Origin of the sequence: Cryobacterium sp. Y57, assembly GCF_002929505.1 — a bacterium.
Taxonomy (GTDB): Bacteria; Actinomycetota; Actinomycetes; order Actinomycetales; family Microbacteriaceae; genus Cryobacterium.
The window spans coordinates 149,609-165,295 of the sequence record NZ_PJJL01000067.1; the positions used below are offsets into that span (position 1 = coordinate 149,609).

A 15,687-nucleotide genomic window follows, 5' to 3' on the forward strand; every position below is an offset into this window, starting at 1 on the left:
AAGGATCGCACGATGCGCCTGTGGTTGAAAGACAGCGAACGCCGGCCCGATCCGCTGCCCGCACGAACGGATGCTCGCACGGCACTGATCGTCGGCACCCTGCTCTGGCTGGTCGCACTCGGCGCCGCCCTCTTCTTTGACGAAGCGGCGCCGGGCGCCTCAAAGTCAGGGGCGGCGAGCGCGCCGGGAACGGGTTGGTGGCTGTGGTGCACTGTGATCGGCGTCGGCGTCGGTCTCGTTGGACTCGCCTGGGTTCAGATCCGCCGCCGCTAGCGCTTCGTTGAAGTCGATGCCGGCCAGAGCATCGAGGGAGTCATCTGCGTCGTCCTCGATCAAATCTGCGTCGTCGACTGGATTCTCGTTAGACCCGTCATCGTCTGCGTCGTCGTCGTCATCGTCGTCGTCGTCATCGTCATCGTCATCGTCATCGTCATCGTCTTCGTCATCATTCGCTGCAATGTCGTCGTCGTCGACGAGACGATCCGACCACGGCACCCACTCGGGCGCGAGCAGGGAGTCATCGCCGGGCGTGAGCTCGGTTTCAAGAACCTTCGGCTCGGAATTCTCGTCGACCCGCGCAAGACTCACGGTCCAGCGCCAGCCCGGATAGCCGGTCAGTAGGCAGTCGAACAGCAGCGACACCACGAGGTCGCCTTCGTCGATGTGGCCGATGACCTCGCCGATCGTGTCGTCCGTCGTGATCTCCAGCAGCGCCGTGCGTGCCAGCTCAACGGCCGCGAGCAGGATGGCATCGGTCGGTTTGTCCGATTCCGTGGGCTGTGCATCGGTGGGCTGTGCATCGGCTGGCTGCGCGTCGATGACCTCAGGCATCCAGTTCCTCGGCGACCTTGCGCAGCATCGCCGCGATCTTCTTACTGTGACTAGATTCGGGGTACCGACCGCGCTTGAGATTTGTGCCGATACCGTCGAGCAGCTTCACCAAATCTTCAACGATGATCGACATATCATCGGCTGGCTTGCGGTTGAATTTAGACAGGCTCGGAGGAGCTTCGATCACGCGCACCGACAGCGCCTGGGCGCCGCGTTTGCCGTCGGCGATACCAAATTCGAGCTTCGCACCGGCCTTGATGGTCACTCCGGATGGCAAAGCGGAAGCGTGGAGAAAGACCTCCTGCCCGTCATCGGACGTGATGAAGCCAAAGCCTTTCTCCTCGTCGTAAAACTTGACCTTGCCGGTGGGCATCTGAACCTCATTTGAGTTTTAGGCGCACAATATAGTGCGGGATGTAAACCCAGCATATTCGGTTGCGGCACCCGTGTGCCCGTATCCTTAGGCTGTGACCAATCAAACTCCACAAGCCGTCAGCCGGCTTGAACGTGTGCTCGCTTACATGGTGGCGAGCGTGGTGGGGCTGTCGATTCTCGCGTTCCTTGCGGTGATCATCGCGACCGCGATGGGCGTCGGCCAAAACGACGGGTTCAGCCGCGGTTTCTGGCCGCCGATCTTCATCCTTCCGCTCTACGGCCTGCCCATCGGTTTTGTGCTCATCATCGTGCTCATCATCTCTGCGGGAGTTCGCCGCAGTCGCGAAGCTCGACGAGACCGCGAGTAATGCTCGGCCTCGCATCGAGACTTCGGGTCCTACCCGATGCTGAGCTGCGGCACGTCATTAAGGTGCGCGGCGTTTCTGCGAACGGCATCAACGACTTCTTCGATCTGGCCGAAGCCCTGCTTGAAGCAGGCAATGTGCAACTGGCCCTCAGCCACCTGGACCGCTCGACCCTTGCCGTTCTGGCCGTGGCCGGGCAACTTACCAGCAACAATTCCGTGCCGACGCTGGTCGCAGTGACTGACCGATTATTTGAACTCGGTTCAACCGAGGTCACGCTGGCCGATGTGGCCCGCCGGGTCGACGCCCTGCACGCCGTACTTTTGGCCGAGCGAAACGACGGATGCTGCATCCCATACGACGCCGTCTCGGCTCATCTGGCGCGCTGGCCGTCTCAGAGTCTGCCGGATACCGCCGACCTCGCCGTCACTTCGCCCCCGATCGCCCTCGCCGCCGTGCCCGACAGCGAGATTGCGTTCATCGACCAGCTGGCCGCTGAACGCGCCTTCGGGATGGTGTCGTCGATCGCCGAGCTGGTCAACGAGCTGTGCCGCGAGCCCGCCCGGCAACTCAGTCGAGGGGGGATTGGCCTGCCCGACACCAAGCGCCTCGCCGCCGTAATGACGGTCGACGTCGATCTGGTTGCCCCGATCCTGGCCTTGGCTTCCCGGGCCGACCTGCTCGCCCACTCCGACGGTTACTGGATGGAAACCGAAGCCGGCGAGGCCTGGCTGCTCGAACACACGACCACCCGTTGGGCGGCCTTGGCCGTGGCCTGGTTGGCGGCGCTCCCGCCGACCGTGGCCGACATTCTTCCGCGCCAGGCCGGGCTGCCCTGGGGTGGTGGACTGACCGCGTTTATCGCCTGGCTCTATCCGGCCGGCGGCGAGTGGATGCTCTCCCAGCTAACCGAGTTCGCCCGCGACGCTGAGTTGCTCGGTATCACTGCAAACGACACCACCAGCACCGCCGGCGCCAACGTGCTGCGCGGTGACCTCGAAATAGCCGTCGACATCATGGCGGGTGCGCTGCCGACTGAAGTCGGCGCGGTATATCTGCAGCACGACCTCTCGATCGTCGCGCCCGGCCCACTTGCACCGTCGATCGACTCCCGGCTGCGCGGAATGGCCGACGTGGAAAGTCGAGAACTCGCCTCGAGTTATCGCATCACCGCGGCATCCGTCAATCGCGCCCTGGCCGCGGGAGAAAATGCAGACTCACTGCTCGCTTTTCTGACGTCGATCTCACTCACCGGCATTCCACAGCCGGTCGATTACCTCATCAACGAATCGGCTTCGCGGTACGGTCGGGTGCGAGTGGGACGTCTCACCGACGGACCGAACGCCCCGATCGCCCCACCCGGCAATGACACCGTTTTTCTCAGCTACGTCTGCTCAGCTGATGCCGCACTGCTCGGCACTATAGCCGTCGACCAGACCCTGGCGCCGCTCGCGCTCGTGCGCGCCGGCGACAGTGAACACCTGCTCAGCCGCTTCGCCGGTGACGCCGTGTTTTGGGCGCTCAGTGACGCCCGTTATCCCGCCGCTGCCGAAGACGACCTCGGTGAGATCGTGCACTTGCGCCGACACCAGATCGCCCGTGTCACGCTGACACCAACGGTTGACACCACCCGCAACCTGGTCGACAAGCTGCGGCTTCGCGCTGAAAGTGGCGTTTCAGTAGCGGATGCCTGGCTGGCCCGCCAGCTCGACACCGCCATCAAGGCCAAGCAGACCATCCTGGTCAGCATCGCAATGCCCGGGGGCGCGGTAGTGGACTACCTGCTCGAACCGGCCAGCGTCAGCAACGGACGCTTCCGAGCCCGCGACCGGCGGGCCGACATCGAGCGCACCCTGCCACTTAAGAGCATCCTCAGCATCACCCCGGCCCCGTGACCACTTAGGGGCGGCAGCGACCGGTACCGTAAAAACTGCCGAACGGGCGTAGAATTTGGGGTTATGTCTGATGGCCCCCTGATTGTGCAAAGTGACCGCACGGTGTTGCTCGAAGTTGCCCATCCTCTTGCCGAGGATGCTCGTCACGACCTCGCCGTTTTCGCAGAGCTCGAACGCGCCCCCGAGCACATTCACACCTACCGCATCACCCGGCTGGGCCTGTGGAATGCCCGGGCGGCGGGGCACGACGCGTCCGACATGCTCGCGACGCTCGAGAAGTATTCTAAATTCGCGATACCTCAGACGGTCAGTGTGGATATCACCGAGACGGTCGGTCGCTATGGGCGACTCGTCATTGAACGTGACCCCGAGGGTTCCCTCGTACTGCACAGCAGTGACCAAGCCGTTCTCACCGAGATCGCCGGGGCGAAGCGCATTGCGCCACTATTGATCGGGCATCCTTCCCCGGAAACGTATCTCGTCGGGGCCTGGGCGCGCGGGCAGCTCAAGCAGGAACTGGTGAAGCTCGGGTGGCCCGCCGAGGACCTTGCCGGGTACACGCCGGGCACCCCGCACGATATTGCGCTGAAGGAAGACGGCTGGGCGCTGCGTGACTATCAGAACAAGGCCGTAGCGAGCTTCTTTGACGGCGGCAGCGGCGTCGTTGTGTTGCCCTGTGGCGCTGGCAAGACCCTCGTCGGCGCCGGGGCCATGGCCACCGCAAAGACCAACACGCTCATTCTGGTGACCAACACCGTCTCGGCCCGCCAATGGCGCGACGAACTGCTCAAGCGCACGACGCTGACACCGGAGGAGATCGGCGAATACTCCGGACAGGTGAAAGAGGTCAAGCCGGTGACCATCGCGACCTATCAAATCCTCACGGCGAAGCGCAAGGGCGAGTACGCCCACCTGGAGCTGCTCGACGCCATGGACTGGGGCCTGGTGATCTACGACGAGGTACACCTGTTGCCGGCACCCGTGTTCAAGCTCACCGCCGAATTGCAGGCGCGCCGCCGCCTCGGTCTCACCGCCACTCTGGTGCGCGAGGACGGCCGCGAGGGCGACGTGTTCAGCCTGATCGGCCCGAAGCGGTTCGACGCCCCATGGAAGGAGATCGAGGCCCAGGGCTTCATCTCCCCGGCCAACTGCTACGAGGTGCGCATCGACCTGCCGCAGTCCGAGCGACTCAGCTATGCCGCCGCAGCGGACGATGAGCGCTACCGCATGGCTGCGACCGCGCCGGCCAAGCTCAGCGTGGTGCAGGCGCTGATCAAGAAGCACGATGGCGAACGCATCCTCGTGATCGGCCAATACCTCGACCAGATCGATGAGCTCGCCGAGGTCTTGCATGCCCCCCAGCTCACCGGTGCCACCCCGATCGACGAACGCGAACGTTTGTACCAGGCGTTCCGCGTGGGCGAGGTGAAGGTACTCGTGGTGTCGAAGGTCGCGAACTTCTCGGTCGACCTGCCCGAGGCGACCGTAGCCATCCAGGTGTCTGGCTCGTTCGGCTCCCGCCAGGAGGAGGCCCAGCGCCTCGGACGACTGCTGCGCCCGAAGGAATCTGGCCTGTCGGCGAACTTCTACACGCTCGTCGCCCGCGACACCGTCGACCAGGACTTCGCGCAGAACCGCCAGCGTTTTCTTGCTGAACAGGGCTACAGCTACACGATCCTCGACGCCCAGAGCCTTACCGCCCAGACCCTGGTCGCCTGACCCATGTCACCTGACCCCTGTCAGTACGGACGGGGCCCGGGCCCCGTCCCCCGGCCCAGCTTATAAACTGGGCCCAGGACCATAAGGTGGGCCCAGCGCATGCCGCCTGCCCGGCTCAGCTCAGCTCAGCTCAGCTCAAGATTGTCGACGGGCATACCGCAGGAACAGCATGTCTGCCGCGCGCAACACGTGCACCAATTCCATAGCGCGGATCGCCGCGCTCGTCCCGACGGCGATGCGCCCGGCGGAACCCCCCTCGAGTACCGGGGCGAGGCTCAAGCAGAGCTCGTCGACGCGGTCCGCCGCCACGAGGTCTCCGAATAGGTGTGGACCGCCCTCGCAGAGAATCTGGGGCAGGCCGCGCTCAGCGAGCTCCGCCACCATGCGTCGCGGGTCAACCCGGTCTTCGCCGCAGTCGACCACATCAGCGCGCGAGGCGAGAGCGGCCCGCCGGTCGGTCGGCGCTGCGGCATGGGTCAGCACAATTGGTCGGGTCGCCGCATTCGTGAAAACCGGATGCCCGGGGTCAAGATCCAGCCGTCCCGACACGATTGCGATCCGGGGCTGGGCGGCCAAGCCGGCCTGCACGCGCCAGGTCACGTCATCCGCTGGCAGGAGAATGCCGCCGTAGCCCTCGGCGCGCACCGTTCCGGCACCGACCAGAATGACGTCGGTAAGCAGCCGTAAGGTGTCGAAGACGATTTTGTCGTCGGCGTTGTTCAGGCCGCCGCTGAGCCCCTCGTGCGTTGCAGCACCATCAAGGCTGGTGATGAAGTTGACGCGCACCCACGGCACCGATCGGACGGCCACTCGGTAGTGCTCGATCAGTTCGGCCCGAGGCGGCAGTTCGGCCCGCATCAGGCGAGGTTGTGGCGCTCGTAGGCGGGCTCACGAAAGCCGAGGATGGCCTCGGTCATGCGCACGGCGTCGACGGCTGCCCGCACGTTGTGCATGCGCACGATGCGGGCACCCTGCAAAATACACACCGTCATGGCTGCCAGAGAACCCTCCACGCGTTCACCGCGTGGTCGGTCCAGGCTCTCCCCCACAAAATCTTTGTTGGACACGGCAACCAAAGTCGGCAGGCCGAGTGCGGTGATCTCGCCGAGCCGCCGGGTCAGCTCGAGCGAGTGTCTGGTGGTCTTGTTGAGATCGTGGCCCGGGTCGATGATGATTCGCTCTCGCAAAACGCCGCGTCCCATAGCCCGGTCGACCCGGGCCAGCAAAAACTCGCTGACATCGGCGACGACGTCGTCATAGTGCGGCGCCGGGTAGGGCCTACGCGGCGCTGCCAGGCTATGGGTTATCACGAGGGTGGCGTCGCTGTCCGCGACGATGTCAGCCATGGCCGGATCGTGTACTCCGGTAGTGTCGTTGATCACGTGCGCGCCGGCGGCGATGCTCGCGGCGGCCACTGCCGGGTGAAAAGTATCGACCGAGATGACCACGCCTGAGCCGCGCAGTGCCTCGACCACCGGCACCACACGGTCGATTTCCTGCTCGATAGGCACTGCCGGACCGGGCGCGAACTTGGCACCGCCGATGTCGATCCAGTCGGCCCCATCGGCAATTGCCTGATGCGCCGCCACAACGGATGCGTCGAGCGCGAACGTTGCGCCCTGGTCGTAGAACGAGTCCGGCGTGCGATTGACGATGGCCATCACGGCCACTTCTCGATCGAAGTTGAAGGTACGGCCGCCGATCACCCGGCGCGGGGCATCTATTCGAGGCAACGTCTGTGCTGTTTCGGGGGTCGTGCGGTTCATAGCGGTCCTCACCTGTGAAGCGAATCGATCGTCCATGACCATCATGTCGGTAATCCGGGTCGCGCAACGGATATCTGCCACCCATCTCCGTACACACCGTGCACTATCAGCAAAGCTCCAGCTAACGCGCAGATACTGGGGTCATGACTGACGGCCCCCGAATCCTTATCGTCGATGACGAACCCAATATCCGCGATCTCCTCACCACCAGCCTCCGTTTCGCCGGTTTCGCCGTGCGCGCTGTTGGCAATGGCGCGCAAGCCATCTCCGCTGTACTCGAGGAGGAACCGGACCTCATCATTCTCGACGTCATGCTGCCGGACATGAACGGCTTCGGGGTAACCAAACGCCTGCGTTCGGCCGGCTATACCGCCCCGATCCTGTTCCTGACCGCCAAGGACGACACCGAAGACAAGATCACCGGACTCACCGTCGGCGGTGACGACTACGTGACCAAGCCATTCAGCCTCGACGAGATCGTCGCCCGCATCAAGGCGATCCTGCGTCGCACCATGCACGCTGACGAAGACGCCGTGATCCGTGCTGGCGAGCTCACCATGGATCAGGACACCCACGAGGTTCTCGTCGGCACGGAAGCCATCGAACTGAGCCCTACCGAGTTCAAGCTGCTGCGCTACCTCATGCTCAACCCCAACCGCGTGCTGTCCAAAGCGCAGATTCTGGACCATGTCTGGGAATACGACTTCAACGGTGACGCCGGAATTGTGGAGAGCTACATTTCCTACCTGCGTCGCAAGGTCGATGTGCACTCGAGCGAACCACTCATTCAGACCAAGCGTGGCTTCGGCTACATGCTCAAGGCTGCCAAGGCTTAGTCCCAGAGAACTTTCGTAGGCTGAAGCCATCATGCACGAAACCCTGTCGAGACGGTGGAGCAGCATCTCCCTCCGTTCCAAAATCACCGGCGTCACGGTCCTGATGCTCACTCTCGGCCTGCTCGTTTCGGGCATCGGCACCATGGCAATGCTGAAGCAGTACGTGGTGACGCAGGTCGACACGCAGCTGCAGGTCGACACGCAAACCGCGCTTAGCGGCTACTCGTCGAGCGTATTCTCGCAGGGAGACACCGAGGGCGTCGCGTCGGACTACTTCGTAGCACTCTACGACCAGAACGGCACCCTGATCACGCGTACCTGGCAGGAACGCACACACGCCGAACTGCCGGTCGTGGGCATGCCGCTCGACCTGAAACGGGTCTCTCAACTTGACGGGCAGATCCAAACCTTGTGGGACGCTGCCCACGACACCGAGTTCCACGCAATCATGGTTCCCGTCGTGATCAGCCCCACCGGCACCTATGGCACCCTCGTCATGGCGGTGTCGCTGCGGCCGACCGAGAACACCATGGCTACCTACCTCACGATTTTTCTCGGCTTCGGCGCTGGCGTTGTCTTGATCGGGGCCATGCTCACCCGGGTGCTCGTCACGACCACCTTCGTGCCGCTGCGTGAGGCAGAGCAGACCGCAGCTGCCATCGCCGACGGTGACTTCAGTCAGCGTCTCGGTGGTGCCACGCCGAACACCGAGGTCGGCCGCCTCAACCGTTCGCTCAACATCATGCTCAGCCGCATCGACCGTGCCTTCAAGGACCGCGCCCGCACCATCGACCAGATGCGCCGTTTCGTCGGCGATGCGAGCCACGAATTGCGCACCCCCCTCGTCTCCGTTCGTGGCTACGCCGAGCTGTACCGCATGGGCGCGCTGCAGACGCCCGAAGATGTTGCCCAAGCCATGGAACGCATCGAAAAAGAGGCTATTCGCATGGGCGGCCTGGTCGAGGATTTGCTCGAACTGGCCCGTCTCGATGAGACCAAGCCGCTGGCTTTGACCCCGGTCGATCTCGTTCCGCTGGCCCGCGACGCCGCCCTCGACACGATGGCCAGTTCCCCCGGCCGCCAAGTCACCGTACTCACTCCCCCCCCGCCGGTGGGGCCACGCGGCGACGACAACGACGTGACTCTTGACGGGCACTCGGGTGAAATTCTTCCCGTCGGGCATGACGCATCGGAGAGCGTCACCACCGGCACCATAACCCGGCCGTCGGGAACCGGCACACCAACCGGAGCGATCGCCTTTGCCGGAGCCACCCTGGCCCGGCTGCGCACGCGCAAGCCCCGTCGGGGAAGCCCCGTCATGCCCGACGCCGACCTGACCGCGGTGCCGGTGAATACGCAACTACCACCGATCGTCATGGCTGAAGAGAATAAGATTCGCCAGGTCATCACCAACCTCATGGGCAACGCGATGCGCTTCACCGCCACTGACAGCCCGATCGAACTCGAAGTCATGGTGGATTCGCACACCCAGCGCGCATCGATCGCCGTGATCGACCACGGCGAAGGTATTCCACCGCAGATTCGAGAGAAAATCTTTCAGCGCTTCTGGCGCGCCGACTCCTCGCGCGCCCGTGAAACCGGCGGCAGCGGGCTCGGCCTGGCGATCGTCGCGGCGATTGTCGCGAGCCACAACGGCACGGTCGATGTCGTTGAAACCCCGGGTGGAGGCGCGACTTTTCGCGTGTCACTCCCACTGGCCGGCTCACCCAGCGCCCCGCAGCGCGCGCAGCCCGTCATTCCGTAGCTATTTCGCCGTATCCTCCACAGGCCACCAGCGGCGGCATGCGCGCACAGATCCGTTTCGACGAGCGGATGCCGCCCGCCCGCCTTCTACTCTCACAGTCACCAACCACTGTTATGTAGGAGAAGGGCACACCATGACAAGCTTTCAGGTCGACAGCGATGCGGTACAAAGCACGGCGAGTACCGCCCGTGGCACCATTGCGCGCGTGCAGGCAGATGTCGGCGACCTCAACGCCCAGCTGACCAGCCTCGAAGGCTTCTGGACCGGCCAGGCTTCCGCGGCCTTCCAAGGGGCATTCGCCGAGTGGCGCGGGATGCACCAGCAGCTGGAAGAGAGCCTGACTCTGCTCAATCAGGCCTTGAGTGTTGCCGGGCAGCAGTACGCCGAGACCGAGCAGGCGAACACCCGTCTGTTTGTGCGATAGGTATCCGCTGTAATCCTGGGGTTGCCGGTCATCCCTTCAGCAATGAGTTGCGTGCGCCCTGAGACCACAAACTCACGGGCGGCCGTCTGAAAAACACACAGTGGGCGCCTCCCGAGGGAGACGCCCACTGTGTGGTGTTTGTTGGTGCTGGCTCGGACTTAGAAGTCCATGCCACCCGAGGGGTCGCCGGCCGGAGCCGAGTTCTTCTCGGGCTTGTCGGCGACGACAGCCTCGGTGGTGAGGAACAGTCCGGCGATCGACGACGCGTTCAGCAGCGCGGAACGGGTGACCTTCACCGGGTCATTGATTCCGGCAGCGATCATGTCGACGTACTCGCCGGTGGCGGCGTTGAGGCCCCATCCAACGGGCAGGTTGCGCACCTTGTCGGCGACGACGCCCGGCTCCATGCCGGCGTTGAGCGCGATCTGCTTGAGCGGGGCATCGATGGCGACGCGCACGATGTTGGCGCCCGTTGCCTCGTCGCCGACGAGGTCAAGGACAGCCTTGCTCTCGAATGCGGTCTTGCCAGCCTGGATGAGTGCAACGCCACCACCGGCGACGATGCCCTCTTCAACGGCAGCCTTGGCGTTACGCACTGCATCTTCGATGCGGTGCTTGCGCTCCTTGAGCTCAACCTCCGTAGCAGCTCCGGCCTTGATAACAGCAACGCCGCCAGCAAGCTTGGCGAGGCGCTCCTGGAGCTTCTCGCGGTCGTAGTCGCTGTCCGTGTTCTCGATCTCGGCACGGATCTGCGAAACGCGACCGGCGATGGCTTCGACGTCACCGGCACCCTCGACGATCGTGGTCTCGTCCTTGGTGATGACGACCTTACGGGCGTTACCAAGCAGGTCGAGGGTGACGTTCTCGAGCTTGAGGCCGACCTCTTCCGAGATGACCTGTCCACCGGTGAGGATGGCGATGTCCTGCAGCTGAGCCTTGCGACGGTCTCCGAAGCCCGGAGCCTTGACGGCGACAGACTTGAAGATGCCACGGATCTTGTTCACAACGAGCGTGGCCAGGGCCTCACCGTCGACGTCTTCCGCAATGATGAGGAGCTGCTTGCCGGTCTGGATGACCTTGTCCACGATGGGAAGCAGGTCCTTGATGTTGGAGACCTTGGAGTTGACGATCAGGATGTAGGGGTCTTCGAAGACCGCTTCCTGACGATCAGGGTCGGTGACGAAGTACGCCGACAGGAAACCCTTGTCGAAGCGCATGCCCTCGGTGAGCTCGAGCTCGGTGCCGAAAGTGTTCGACTCCTCGACGGTGACAACGCCTTCCTTGCCGACCTTGTCGATGGCCTCGGCGATGATCGCGCCGATTTCGGTGTCTCCGGCGGAGATAGACGCGGTCGCGGCGATCTCTTCCTTGGTCTCGATCTCCTTGGCGCTGGCGATGAGCTCGGCGATGACAGCAGCCGTGGCCTTCTCGATACCGCGCTTCAGGCTGATCGGGTCAGCGCCGGCTGCGACGTTGCGCAGGCCTTCGCGAACCAGGGCCTGGGCCAGGACGGTTGCGGTGGTCGTGCCGTCGCCGGCAACGTCATCCGTCTTCTTGGCGACCTCTTTGACGAGTTCCGCACCGATCTTCTCGTACGGGTCGTCGAGTTCGATCTCCTTGGCGATGGACACACCGTCGTTGGTGATCGTGGGGGCGCCCCACTTCTTCTCCAGAACGACGTTGCGGCCGCGCGGGCCGAGGGTGACCTTGACGGTGTCGGCCAGAATGTTCAGGCCGCGCTCAAGCCCACGACGGGCCTCTTCATTGAATGCAATGATTTTTGCCATATGTGTAACTCGTCCCTCCCGGACGTTCCAAACGATGATGGGGTTGGCACTCAGGTGACGAGAGTGCTAAATCGATTCTGGCACTCTGGGGTCGAGAGTGCAAGCGAGCATCTGGGGTTACGCCGGGCCAGTTACAGACCGTCAGGGAACGAGATCGGTCGAGCCGGTGCCGTTGGGCACCAATTGAAACCAGGTATTGCCCGGAGCTAGCCGAATTGTTACTCCATGAGCGTCGACAAGGCGGATCGGTGCGGTCTGAGAGCTCTTACTCCAGGTGGCCGCGAGCGTCTTTCCACCGGTCGAAATCGACGCCTCGCCCGAAGCGATGAGCTCGGTCTTGGGGATGCTGTGGTCGACGGTGACGTCTACCCGAAGCACCACAACATTGGTGGCCGCCAGCTGCACACCGTCGCCGGTGAGGTCGGGCGCGCCGTCCTGCGCGCGCAGGTAAGCGGTGGCTTCAGCATTCCAGGTCCAGCTGCGGGCACTCGAGCTGGAGAACCGCGTGTTGATCACTGAAATCGGAGCGCCGTCCACGACAGCGGATGCCCCGGCGAGCGTGGGCGCATAGGAGTACTGCTGCGCAGGCGAGGCAACTGTAACGTTGCGGTTGGCGAATTCCGAGGCGGCGAGGATTACGTTATGCGGGGCCGCGGTAGCTTTCGAACGGGAAAACAAACCGGTCGTGTCGTAGTCGAAGATGGCGCTGATCTGACCGGTTGCGGTCATGGCATCGACAAACTGCTGCTGCCCGCCCGAATACGAAACGAGGCCGCCGAACGGGGCGATAATATCGGGGTCCATCGGGCGGATCGACCGTACCGGCCCGACCTGGTCGGGAATGCTCGACTGCCACACGGCGACGTACCGGGTGATGCCACCCTCGACCAGTTCTTCGAACACGAGGTCGGTGCGGTCGATCGCGACCTGCGGGCGGGCGGCCACGTGGTTGTCGATCTTGACTGCGAGGGAGGGATGCGCCGACGACCCGACTGCTACAGCAATACCGGTAAGCGGTGCGATCTCCGTGGCGGCGGGGGCAACATAGCCCGAAGCCCAAGCGGGAGTTGGAGTCTGGGTCGGCGTCGCACTACCGCCGGAGCATCCGCTCAGCAGCAGTGCCGGCACGATCAGAGTGAGCAGGATCGCGGACTTCAACGGTCGTGTCTTGCGGGTTATCTTTTTCTTGGTCACCGGTAAACACTAATGCCGCCCGTTGCAGCGGGCGGCATTAGGTGGGGGACAGACCCCGATTACGGGGTGTGTCAGGCCGGTCGAACCGATTCAGCCTGGGGGCCCTTCGCTCCGGCACCGACCTCAAAGACGACCTGCTGGCCTTCTTCAAGAACTTTGTACCCGCTCATGTCGATGGCGGAGTAGTGGACGAAAACGTCTTGCCCTCCTCCATCGACAGTGATGAAGCCGAAACCCTTTTCAGCGTTGAACCACTTCACGGTTCCGTTCGCCATGTGTTACTCCTTGCTCAATTTCGACGGCACCGCCCATTGGCTGTTCCGGGCCCTGTCGCAAAAACTGCGTTCATTCTGTGAGAGCAGCAAATCCCCGAGAGCAAGTCTTCTGTTTCAAGTTACCTACTGGTGCAAGTTACCTTGGGCGAGCGTTCTTGATCCGGGCGGGTATTGCCCGAACAAAATGTTTGACCAAGTCCAGATAGTACTGAAGCCACGGCGAAAGAACAGGGGCTTGACGAATCGGGCAATGCCCACTAAGTCCGAAGTTTTTACTACCTATCAGCCTGCTGGCAGCACGTAGTCGTTGCCGACCACGACGGTGAGCGCCGCTCCCGAATCGACAAAGCTGGTCGAGACAACGATCTGCGATCCCGGCAGCAAAGCAGCGACGCCGCGGGCGGCGCCTGCCTGGCTGGCATCGGCGTAGTAAACGACGGTAATCGATTCGGTGTCGGTGCTCGCGTTGCCGGTGGCGCTGACCACCCAGCCAGCGGCGGTCAGCGTGTCGCTGACGGATGCTGCGACGCCGTTGCTCGAGGAGCCGTTCAACACATTCACGGTCAGCGCCGGGTCGACGGTTGCTTCGGCGGTCGGAATAGCGGTCTCGGTGGGGACCGGAGTCGAGCCGGGCGACGTCAAGCCGGGGATACTGGGAAAGTCGAGGCGGTTGTTGATCGCGAAGATTCCGACCACGCCGACCGCGATCAAGAGCACGGTGGCGCCGAGCGCCCACCAGAACCCGATCCAGCCGCGGCCCCTTCTACGGGGAGCACGGTGGGCACCGACTCGGTCGAGGGCATGCATGTGGGTATCGAAACGGTCTTTCGCAAATTTTCGCGCCATAGTGATTGGATCCTTGTTTGGCCGGTTGCCCCATGCCGGCGAAATGCGGTCAGGTACTAGTCGTGAGTGGGCAGCGAACGACTGGCGCGCGCCTCGGATCGGGCGGAACGCATCCGCTGCAGTCGGTTCACGAGCATCGGGTCGAAGGCCAGTGCCAACGGTGAATCGACCAGCGCCGCCAATAGCTGATAGTAGCGTGCGGCCGAGAGACTGAAGGTGGAGCGGATAGCTTCTTCTTTGGCGCCGACATGCCGCCACCACTGCCGTTCAAAGGTAAGCACCGCTGCGTCGCGTTCGCTGAGTTGCGTCAAATCGGCTGCGCTTCTGGCGGGCGGAGCGGGAGGTTGTATGTGGGTCGGTGTTCTTTCACTCATTGATGTTTCTTTCCCCCAAAGCAGTTTTGACGGAACATCCGACGCCCTCATCCTATTTGCGAGCGACTGGATGTTGCCTCCGGCACGCCCGGAACGACGGAGTCGCGGGGTCTATCGCCGTGCAAATACTGCGAAACGGCCGGGCCTGGAATGCGGGTACCGCCACACGAGTTTAGGCTGAGTAGACGTTGTCCGTTTGTGGACGGCCGGATCGAAGGGACATCCACCATGGACTACGCAATCAAGAAGTCAAACAGCGAGTGGCGCTCCGAACTGGGCGACGAAAAATTCGCCGTGCTGCGCGAGGCCGGTACCGAGCGCCCCGGAACCGGCAAGCTGCTCGACGAGAGTCGGGCTGGCACGTACACCTGCGGTGCCTGTGACGCCGAGCTGTTCAAGAGCGGTACCAAGTTCGATTCCGACTGCGGCTGGCCAAGTTTCTACGAGTCGGTGCGACCCGAAGCGGTCGAGCTGCTCGAAGACCGGTCGCTCGGCACCGTGCGCACGGAGGTCCGCTGCGCACACTGCGGCTCGCACCTGGGTCACGTTTTTCCCGACGGATTTGGCACTCCGACTGGCGACCGCTATTGCATGAACTCGATCTCGCTCACCTTCACGCCCGCCGAGTAGAGCGGTGAGCCTGCCTCCTTCAACAACGAATGTTGTCCCGTCTGCGGTTTTCCAAGCCGTCAATTGCCGGCGCAGCTACTCCAAAGTGACGGCGTCCGCGCCTACCCGGGCCGAGTTGTTGCCCTTGGTGAGCGCAGCGGCGCGGGTAGCTGATCACGGGGCGCTGCGGCCGTGGCGCCTACTCGAACTACGCGGCGAAGCGTTGGAGCGGCTGGGAGCGGCATTTGTGGCGGCATCCGCTTGCCAAGGCACTGAGGCCGTCAAACTAGCCGGCAAGCCGTTGCGGGCGCCACTGCTGATTGCCGTCGTCGCCGTGCGGCGGACCAGTGACAAGGTGGCCGACTGGGAGCAGGATGCGTCGGCGGCGGGCGTCGCGCACCTGCTCACGCTGCTACTCGACGATGCCGGCTGGGGTGTGATGTGGCGCACCGGACCGTTCGTGCGCACGGCAGCGGTGCGTGCGGTGCACGGCCTCGCCGACAACGAGGAACTGCTCGGATGGCTGTATGTCGGAGGGATTCCGGCGGACTGCAAGCCTGGTGTGCGGCTGTCGATAGACCCCGTCGAGTTTCTCGACGTTCTGTGATCGAACGCTGGTTCTAGGC

18 protein-coding genes are annotated in these 15,687 nt (G+C 63.5%); 9 read left to right on the plus strand and 9 right to left on the minus strand.

Features of this window, described 5'->3' with window-relative positions:
- Positions 1-12 precede the first annotated feature (12 nt).
- Positions 13-273 carry a DUF2530 domain-containing protein gene (locus CXY72_RS10315; RefSeq protein WP_104127592.1) on the plus strand — a complete coding sequence of 87 codons (261 nt, stop codon included), beginning with the start codon at positions 13-15 and terminating at the stop codon, positions 271-273.
- On the opposite strand, the gene CXY72_RS10320 is transcribed toward CXY72_RS10315, so the two are convergent.
- Entirely contained in the window at positions 166-831 is a 666-nt protein-coding gene (locus CXY72_RS10320) for a DUF3027 domain-containing protein (protein ID WP_104127593.1), read from the minus strand. The two genes, CXY72_RS10315 and CXY72_RS10320, sit on opposite strands and share 108 nt — an antisense overlap.
- The gene (locus CXY72_RS10325; protein ID WP_104127594.1) at positions 824-1,204 is read right to left on the minus strand and encodes a cold-shock protein; all 381 of its coding nucleotides are present in this window, start codon (positions 1,202-1,204) and stop codon (positions 824-826) included. The genes CXY72_RS10320 and CXY72_RS10325 overlap by 8 nt, the downstream gene beginning before the upstream one ends.
- Before the next feature lie 94 nt (positions 1,205-1,298).
- On the opposite strand from CXY72_RS10325, the gene CXY72_RS10330 reads away from it, so the two are divergent.
- From CXY72_RS10330 to CXY72_RS10340, 3 genes are all read left to right on the plus strand, one after another.
- A complete protein-coding gene (locus tag CXY72_RS10330) occupies positions 1,299-1,574 on the plus strand; it encodes a hypothetical protein (RefSeq protein WP_233193282.1) in 276 nt (91 codons plus the stop codon).
- Positions 1,574-3,466 carry a helicase-associated domain-containing protein gene (locus CXY72_RS10335; protein ID WP_104127595.1) on the plus strand — a complete coding sequence of 631 codons (1,893 nt, stop codon included), beginning with the start codon at positions 1,574-1,576 and terminating at the stop codon, positions 3,464-3,466. The genes CXY72_RS10330 and CXY72_RS10335 overlap by 1 nt, the downstream gene beginning before the upstream one ends.
- Positions 3,467-3,529: 63 nt before the next feature.
- Positions 3,530-5,185: a DNA repair helicase XPB gene (locus CXY72_RS10340; RefSeq protein ID WP_104127596.1), complete on the plus strand. Its 1,656-nt coding sequence runs from the start codon at positions 3,530-3,532 to the stop codon at positions 5,183-5,185.
- A 135-nt stretch (positions 5,186-5,320) separates the two neighbouring features.
- Here the strand turns inward: CXY72_RS10340 and CXY72_RS10345 are convergent, their stop codons facing one another.
- Positions 5,321-6,043 (minus strand): pyrimidine reductase family protein, encoded by a 723-nt coding sequence (locus tag CXY72_RS10345; RefSeq protein ID WP_104127597.1) that lies wholly within the window; start codon positions 6,041-6,043, stop codon positions 5,321-5,323.
- Positions 6,043-6,951 (minus strand): dihydropteroate synthase, encoded by a 909-nt coding sequence (folP, locus tag CXY72_RS10350; protein ID WP_104127654.1) that lies wholly within the window; start codon positions 6,949-6,951, stop codon positions 6,043-6,045. The genes CXY72_RS10345 and folP overlap by 1 nt, the downstream gene beginning before the upstream one ends.
- A 143-nt stretch (positions 6,952-7,094) precedes the next feature.
- Between folP and CXY72_RS10355 the strand changes: the two genes are divergently transcribed.
- The 3 genes from CXY72_RS10355 to CXY72_RS10365 all read left to right on the plus strand — a co-directional run bounded on the left by CXY72_RS10355 (position 7,095) and on the right by CXY72_RS10365 (position 9,976).
- Positions 7,095-7,787 (plus strand): response regulator transcription factor, encoded by a 693-nt coding sequence (locus tag CXY72_RS10355; RefSeq protein WP_092112483.1) that lies wholly within the window; start codon positions 7,095-7,097, stop codon positions 7,785-7,787.
- Positions 7,788-7,818: 31 nt separating this feature from the next.
- Positions 7,819-9,552, plus strand: coding sequence for a HAMP domain-containing sensor histidine kinase (locus CXY72_RS10360; protein WP_104127598.1), 1,734 nt, complete (start codon positions 7,819-7,821; stop codon positions 9,550-9,552).
- 133 nt (positions 9,553-9,685) lie between these two features.
- On the plus strand, positions 9,686-9,976 hold the full coding sequence (locus tag CXY72_RS10365) for a WXG100 family type VII secretion target (RefSeq protein WP_104127599.1): 291 nt from the start codon (positions 9,686-9,688) through the stop codon (positions 9,974-9,976).
- Between the two features lie 158 nt (positions 9,977-10,134).
- On the opposite strand, the gene groL is transcribed toward CXY72_RS10365, so the two are convergent.
- The 5 genes from groL to CXY72_RS10390 all read right to left on the minus strand — a co-directional run bounded on the left by groL (position 10,135) and on the right by CXY72_RS10390 (position 14,452).
- Positions 10,135-11,763, minus strand: coding sequence for a chaperonin GroEL (gene groL, locus CXY72_RS10370; RefSeq protein ID WP_104127600.1), 1,629 nt, complete (start codon positions 11,761-11,763; stop codon positions 10,135-10,137).
- Between the two features lie 141 nt (positions 11,764-11,904).
- Positions 11,905-12,957 carry a DUF3048 domain-containing protein gene (locus CXY72_RS10375; RefSeq protein ID WP_104127601.1) on the minus strand — a complete coding sequence of 351 codons (1,053 nt, stop codon included), beginning with the start codon at positions 12,955-12,957 and terminating at the stop codon, positions 11,905-11,907.
- A 71-nt stretch (positions 12,958-13,028) separates the two neighbouring features.
- The gene (locus tag CXY72_RS10380; RefSeq protein ID WP_035834941.1) at positions 13,029-13,232 is read right to left on the minus strand and encodes a cold-shock protein; all 204 of its coding nucleotides are present in this window, start codon (positions 13,230-13,232) and stop codon (positions 13,029-13,031) included.
- A gap of 282 nt (positions 13,233-13,514) precedes the next feature.
- On the minus strand, positions 13,515-14,078 hold the full coding sequence (locus CXY72_RS10385) for a LytR C-terminal domain-containing protein (RefSeq protein ID WP_104127602.1): 564 nt from the start codon (positions 14,076-14,078) through the stop codon (positions 13,515-13,517).
- A gap of 56 nt (positions 14,079-14,134) precedes the next feature.
- Complete coding sequence (locus CXY72_RS10390) at positions 14,135-14,452, minus strand: DUF3263 domain-containing protein (protein WP_104127603.1); 318 nt, start codon at positions 14,450-14,452, stop codon at positions 14,135-14,137.
- Between the two features lie 228 nt (positions 14,453-14,680).
- Here CXY72_RS10390 and msrB point away from each other — a divergent pair, with 228 nt between their 5' ends.
- Positions 14,681-15,082: a peptide-methionine (R)-S-oxide reductase MsrB gene (gene msrB, locus CXY72_RS10395; RefSeq protein ID WP_104127604.1), complete on the plus strand. Its 402-nt coding sequence runs from the start codon at positions 14,681-14,683 to the stop codon at positions 15,080-15,082.
- Between the two features lie 10 nt (positions 15,083-15,092).
- Positions 15,093-15,668, plus strand: a complete 576-nt coding sequence (locus tag CXY72_RS10400) for a nitroreductase (protein WP_104127655.1) — start codon at positions 15,093-15,095, stop codon at positions 15,666-15,668.
- Positions 15,669-15,687 lie beyond the last annotated feature (19 nt).

What these genes read in the sequence shown, in the direction of transcription:
- CXY72_RS10315 (WP_104127592.1), top strand. Translation starts at nt 13, where the DNA reads ATGCGCCTGTGGTTGAAAGACAGCGAACGCCGGCCCGATCCGCTGCCC.
- CXY72_RS10320 (WP_104127593.1), bottom strand. Translation starts at nt 831, where the DNA reads ATGCCTGAGGTCATCGACGCGCAGCCAGCCGATGCACAGCCCACCGAT.
- CXY72_RS10325 (WP_104127594.1), bottom strand. Translation starts at nt 1,204, where the DNA reads ATGCCCACCGGCAAGGTCAAGTTTTACGACGAGGAGAAAGGCTTTGGC.
- CXY72_RS10335 (WP_104127595.1), top strand. Translation starts at nt 1,574, where the DNA reads ATGCTCGGCCTCGCATCGAGACTTCGGGTCCTACCCGATGCTGAGCTG.
- CXY72_RS10340 (WP_104127596.1), top strand. Translation starts at nt 3,530, where the DNA reads ATGTCTGATGGCCCCCTGATTGTGCAAAGTGACCGCACGGTGTTGCTC.
- CXY72_RS10345 (WP_104127597.1), bottom strand. Translation starts at nt 6,043, where the DNA reads ATGCGGGCCGAACTGCCGCCTCGGGCCGAACTGATCGAGCACTACCGA.
- folP (WP_104127654.1), bottom strand. Translation starts at nt 6,951, where the DNA reads ATGAACCGCACGACCCCCGAAACAGCACAGACGTTGCCTCGAATAGAT.
- CXY72_RS10355 (WP_092112483.1), top strand. Translation starts at nt 7,095, where the DNA reads ATGACTGACGGCCCCCGAATCCTTATCGTCGATGACGAACCCAATATC.
- CXY72_RS10360 (WP_104127598.1), top strand. Translation starts at nt 7,819, where the DNA reads ATGCACGAAACCCTGTCGAGACGGTGGAGCAGCATCTCCCTCCGTTCC.
- CXY72_RS10365 (WP_104127599.1), top strand. Translation starts at nt 9,686, where the DNA reads ATGACAAGCTTTCAGGTCGACAGCGATGCGGTACAAAGCACGGCGAGT.
- groL (WP_104127600.1), bottom strand. Translation starts at nt 11,763, where the DNA reads ATGGCAAAAATCATTGCATTCAATGAAGAGGCCCGTCGTGGGCTTGAG.
- CXY72_RS10380 (WP_035834941.1), bottom strand. Translation starts at nt 13,232, where the DNA reads ATGGCGAACGGAACCGTGAAGTGGTTCAACGCTGAAAAGGGTTTCGGC.
- CXY72_RS10385 (WP_104127602.1), bottom strand. Translation starts at nt 14,078, where the DNA reads ATGGCGCGAAAATTTGCGAAAGACCGTTTCGATACCCACATGCATGCC.
- CXY72_RS10390 (WP_104127603.1), bottom strand. Translation starts at nt 14,452, where the DNA reads ATGAGTGAAAGAACACCGACCCACATACAACCTCCCGCTCCGCCCGCC.
- msrB (WP_104127604.1), top strand. Translation starts at nt 14,681, where the DNA reads ATGGACTACGCAATCAAGAAGTCAAACAGCGAGTGGCGCTCCGAACTG.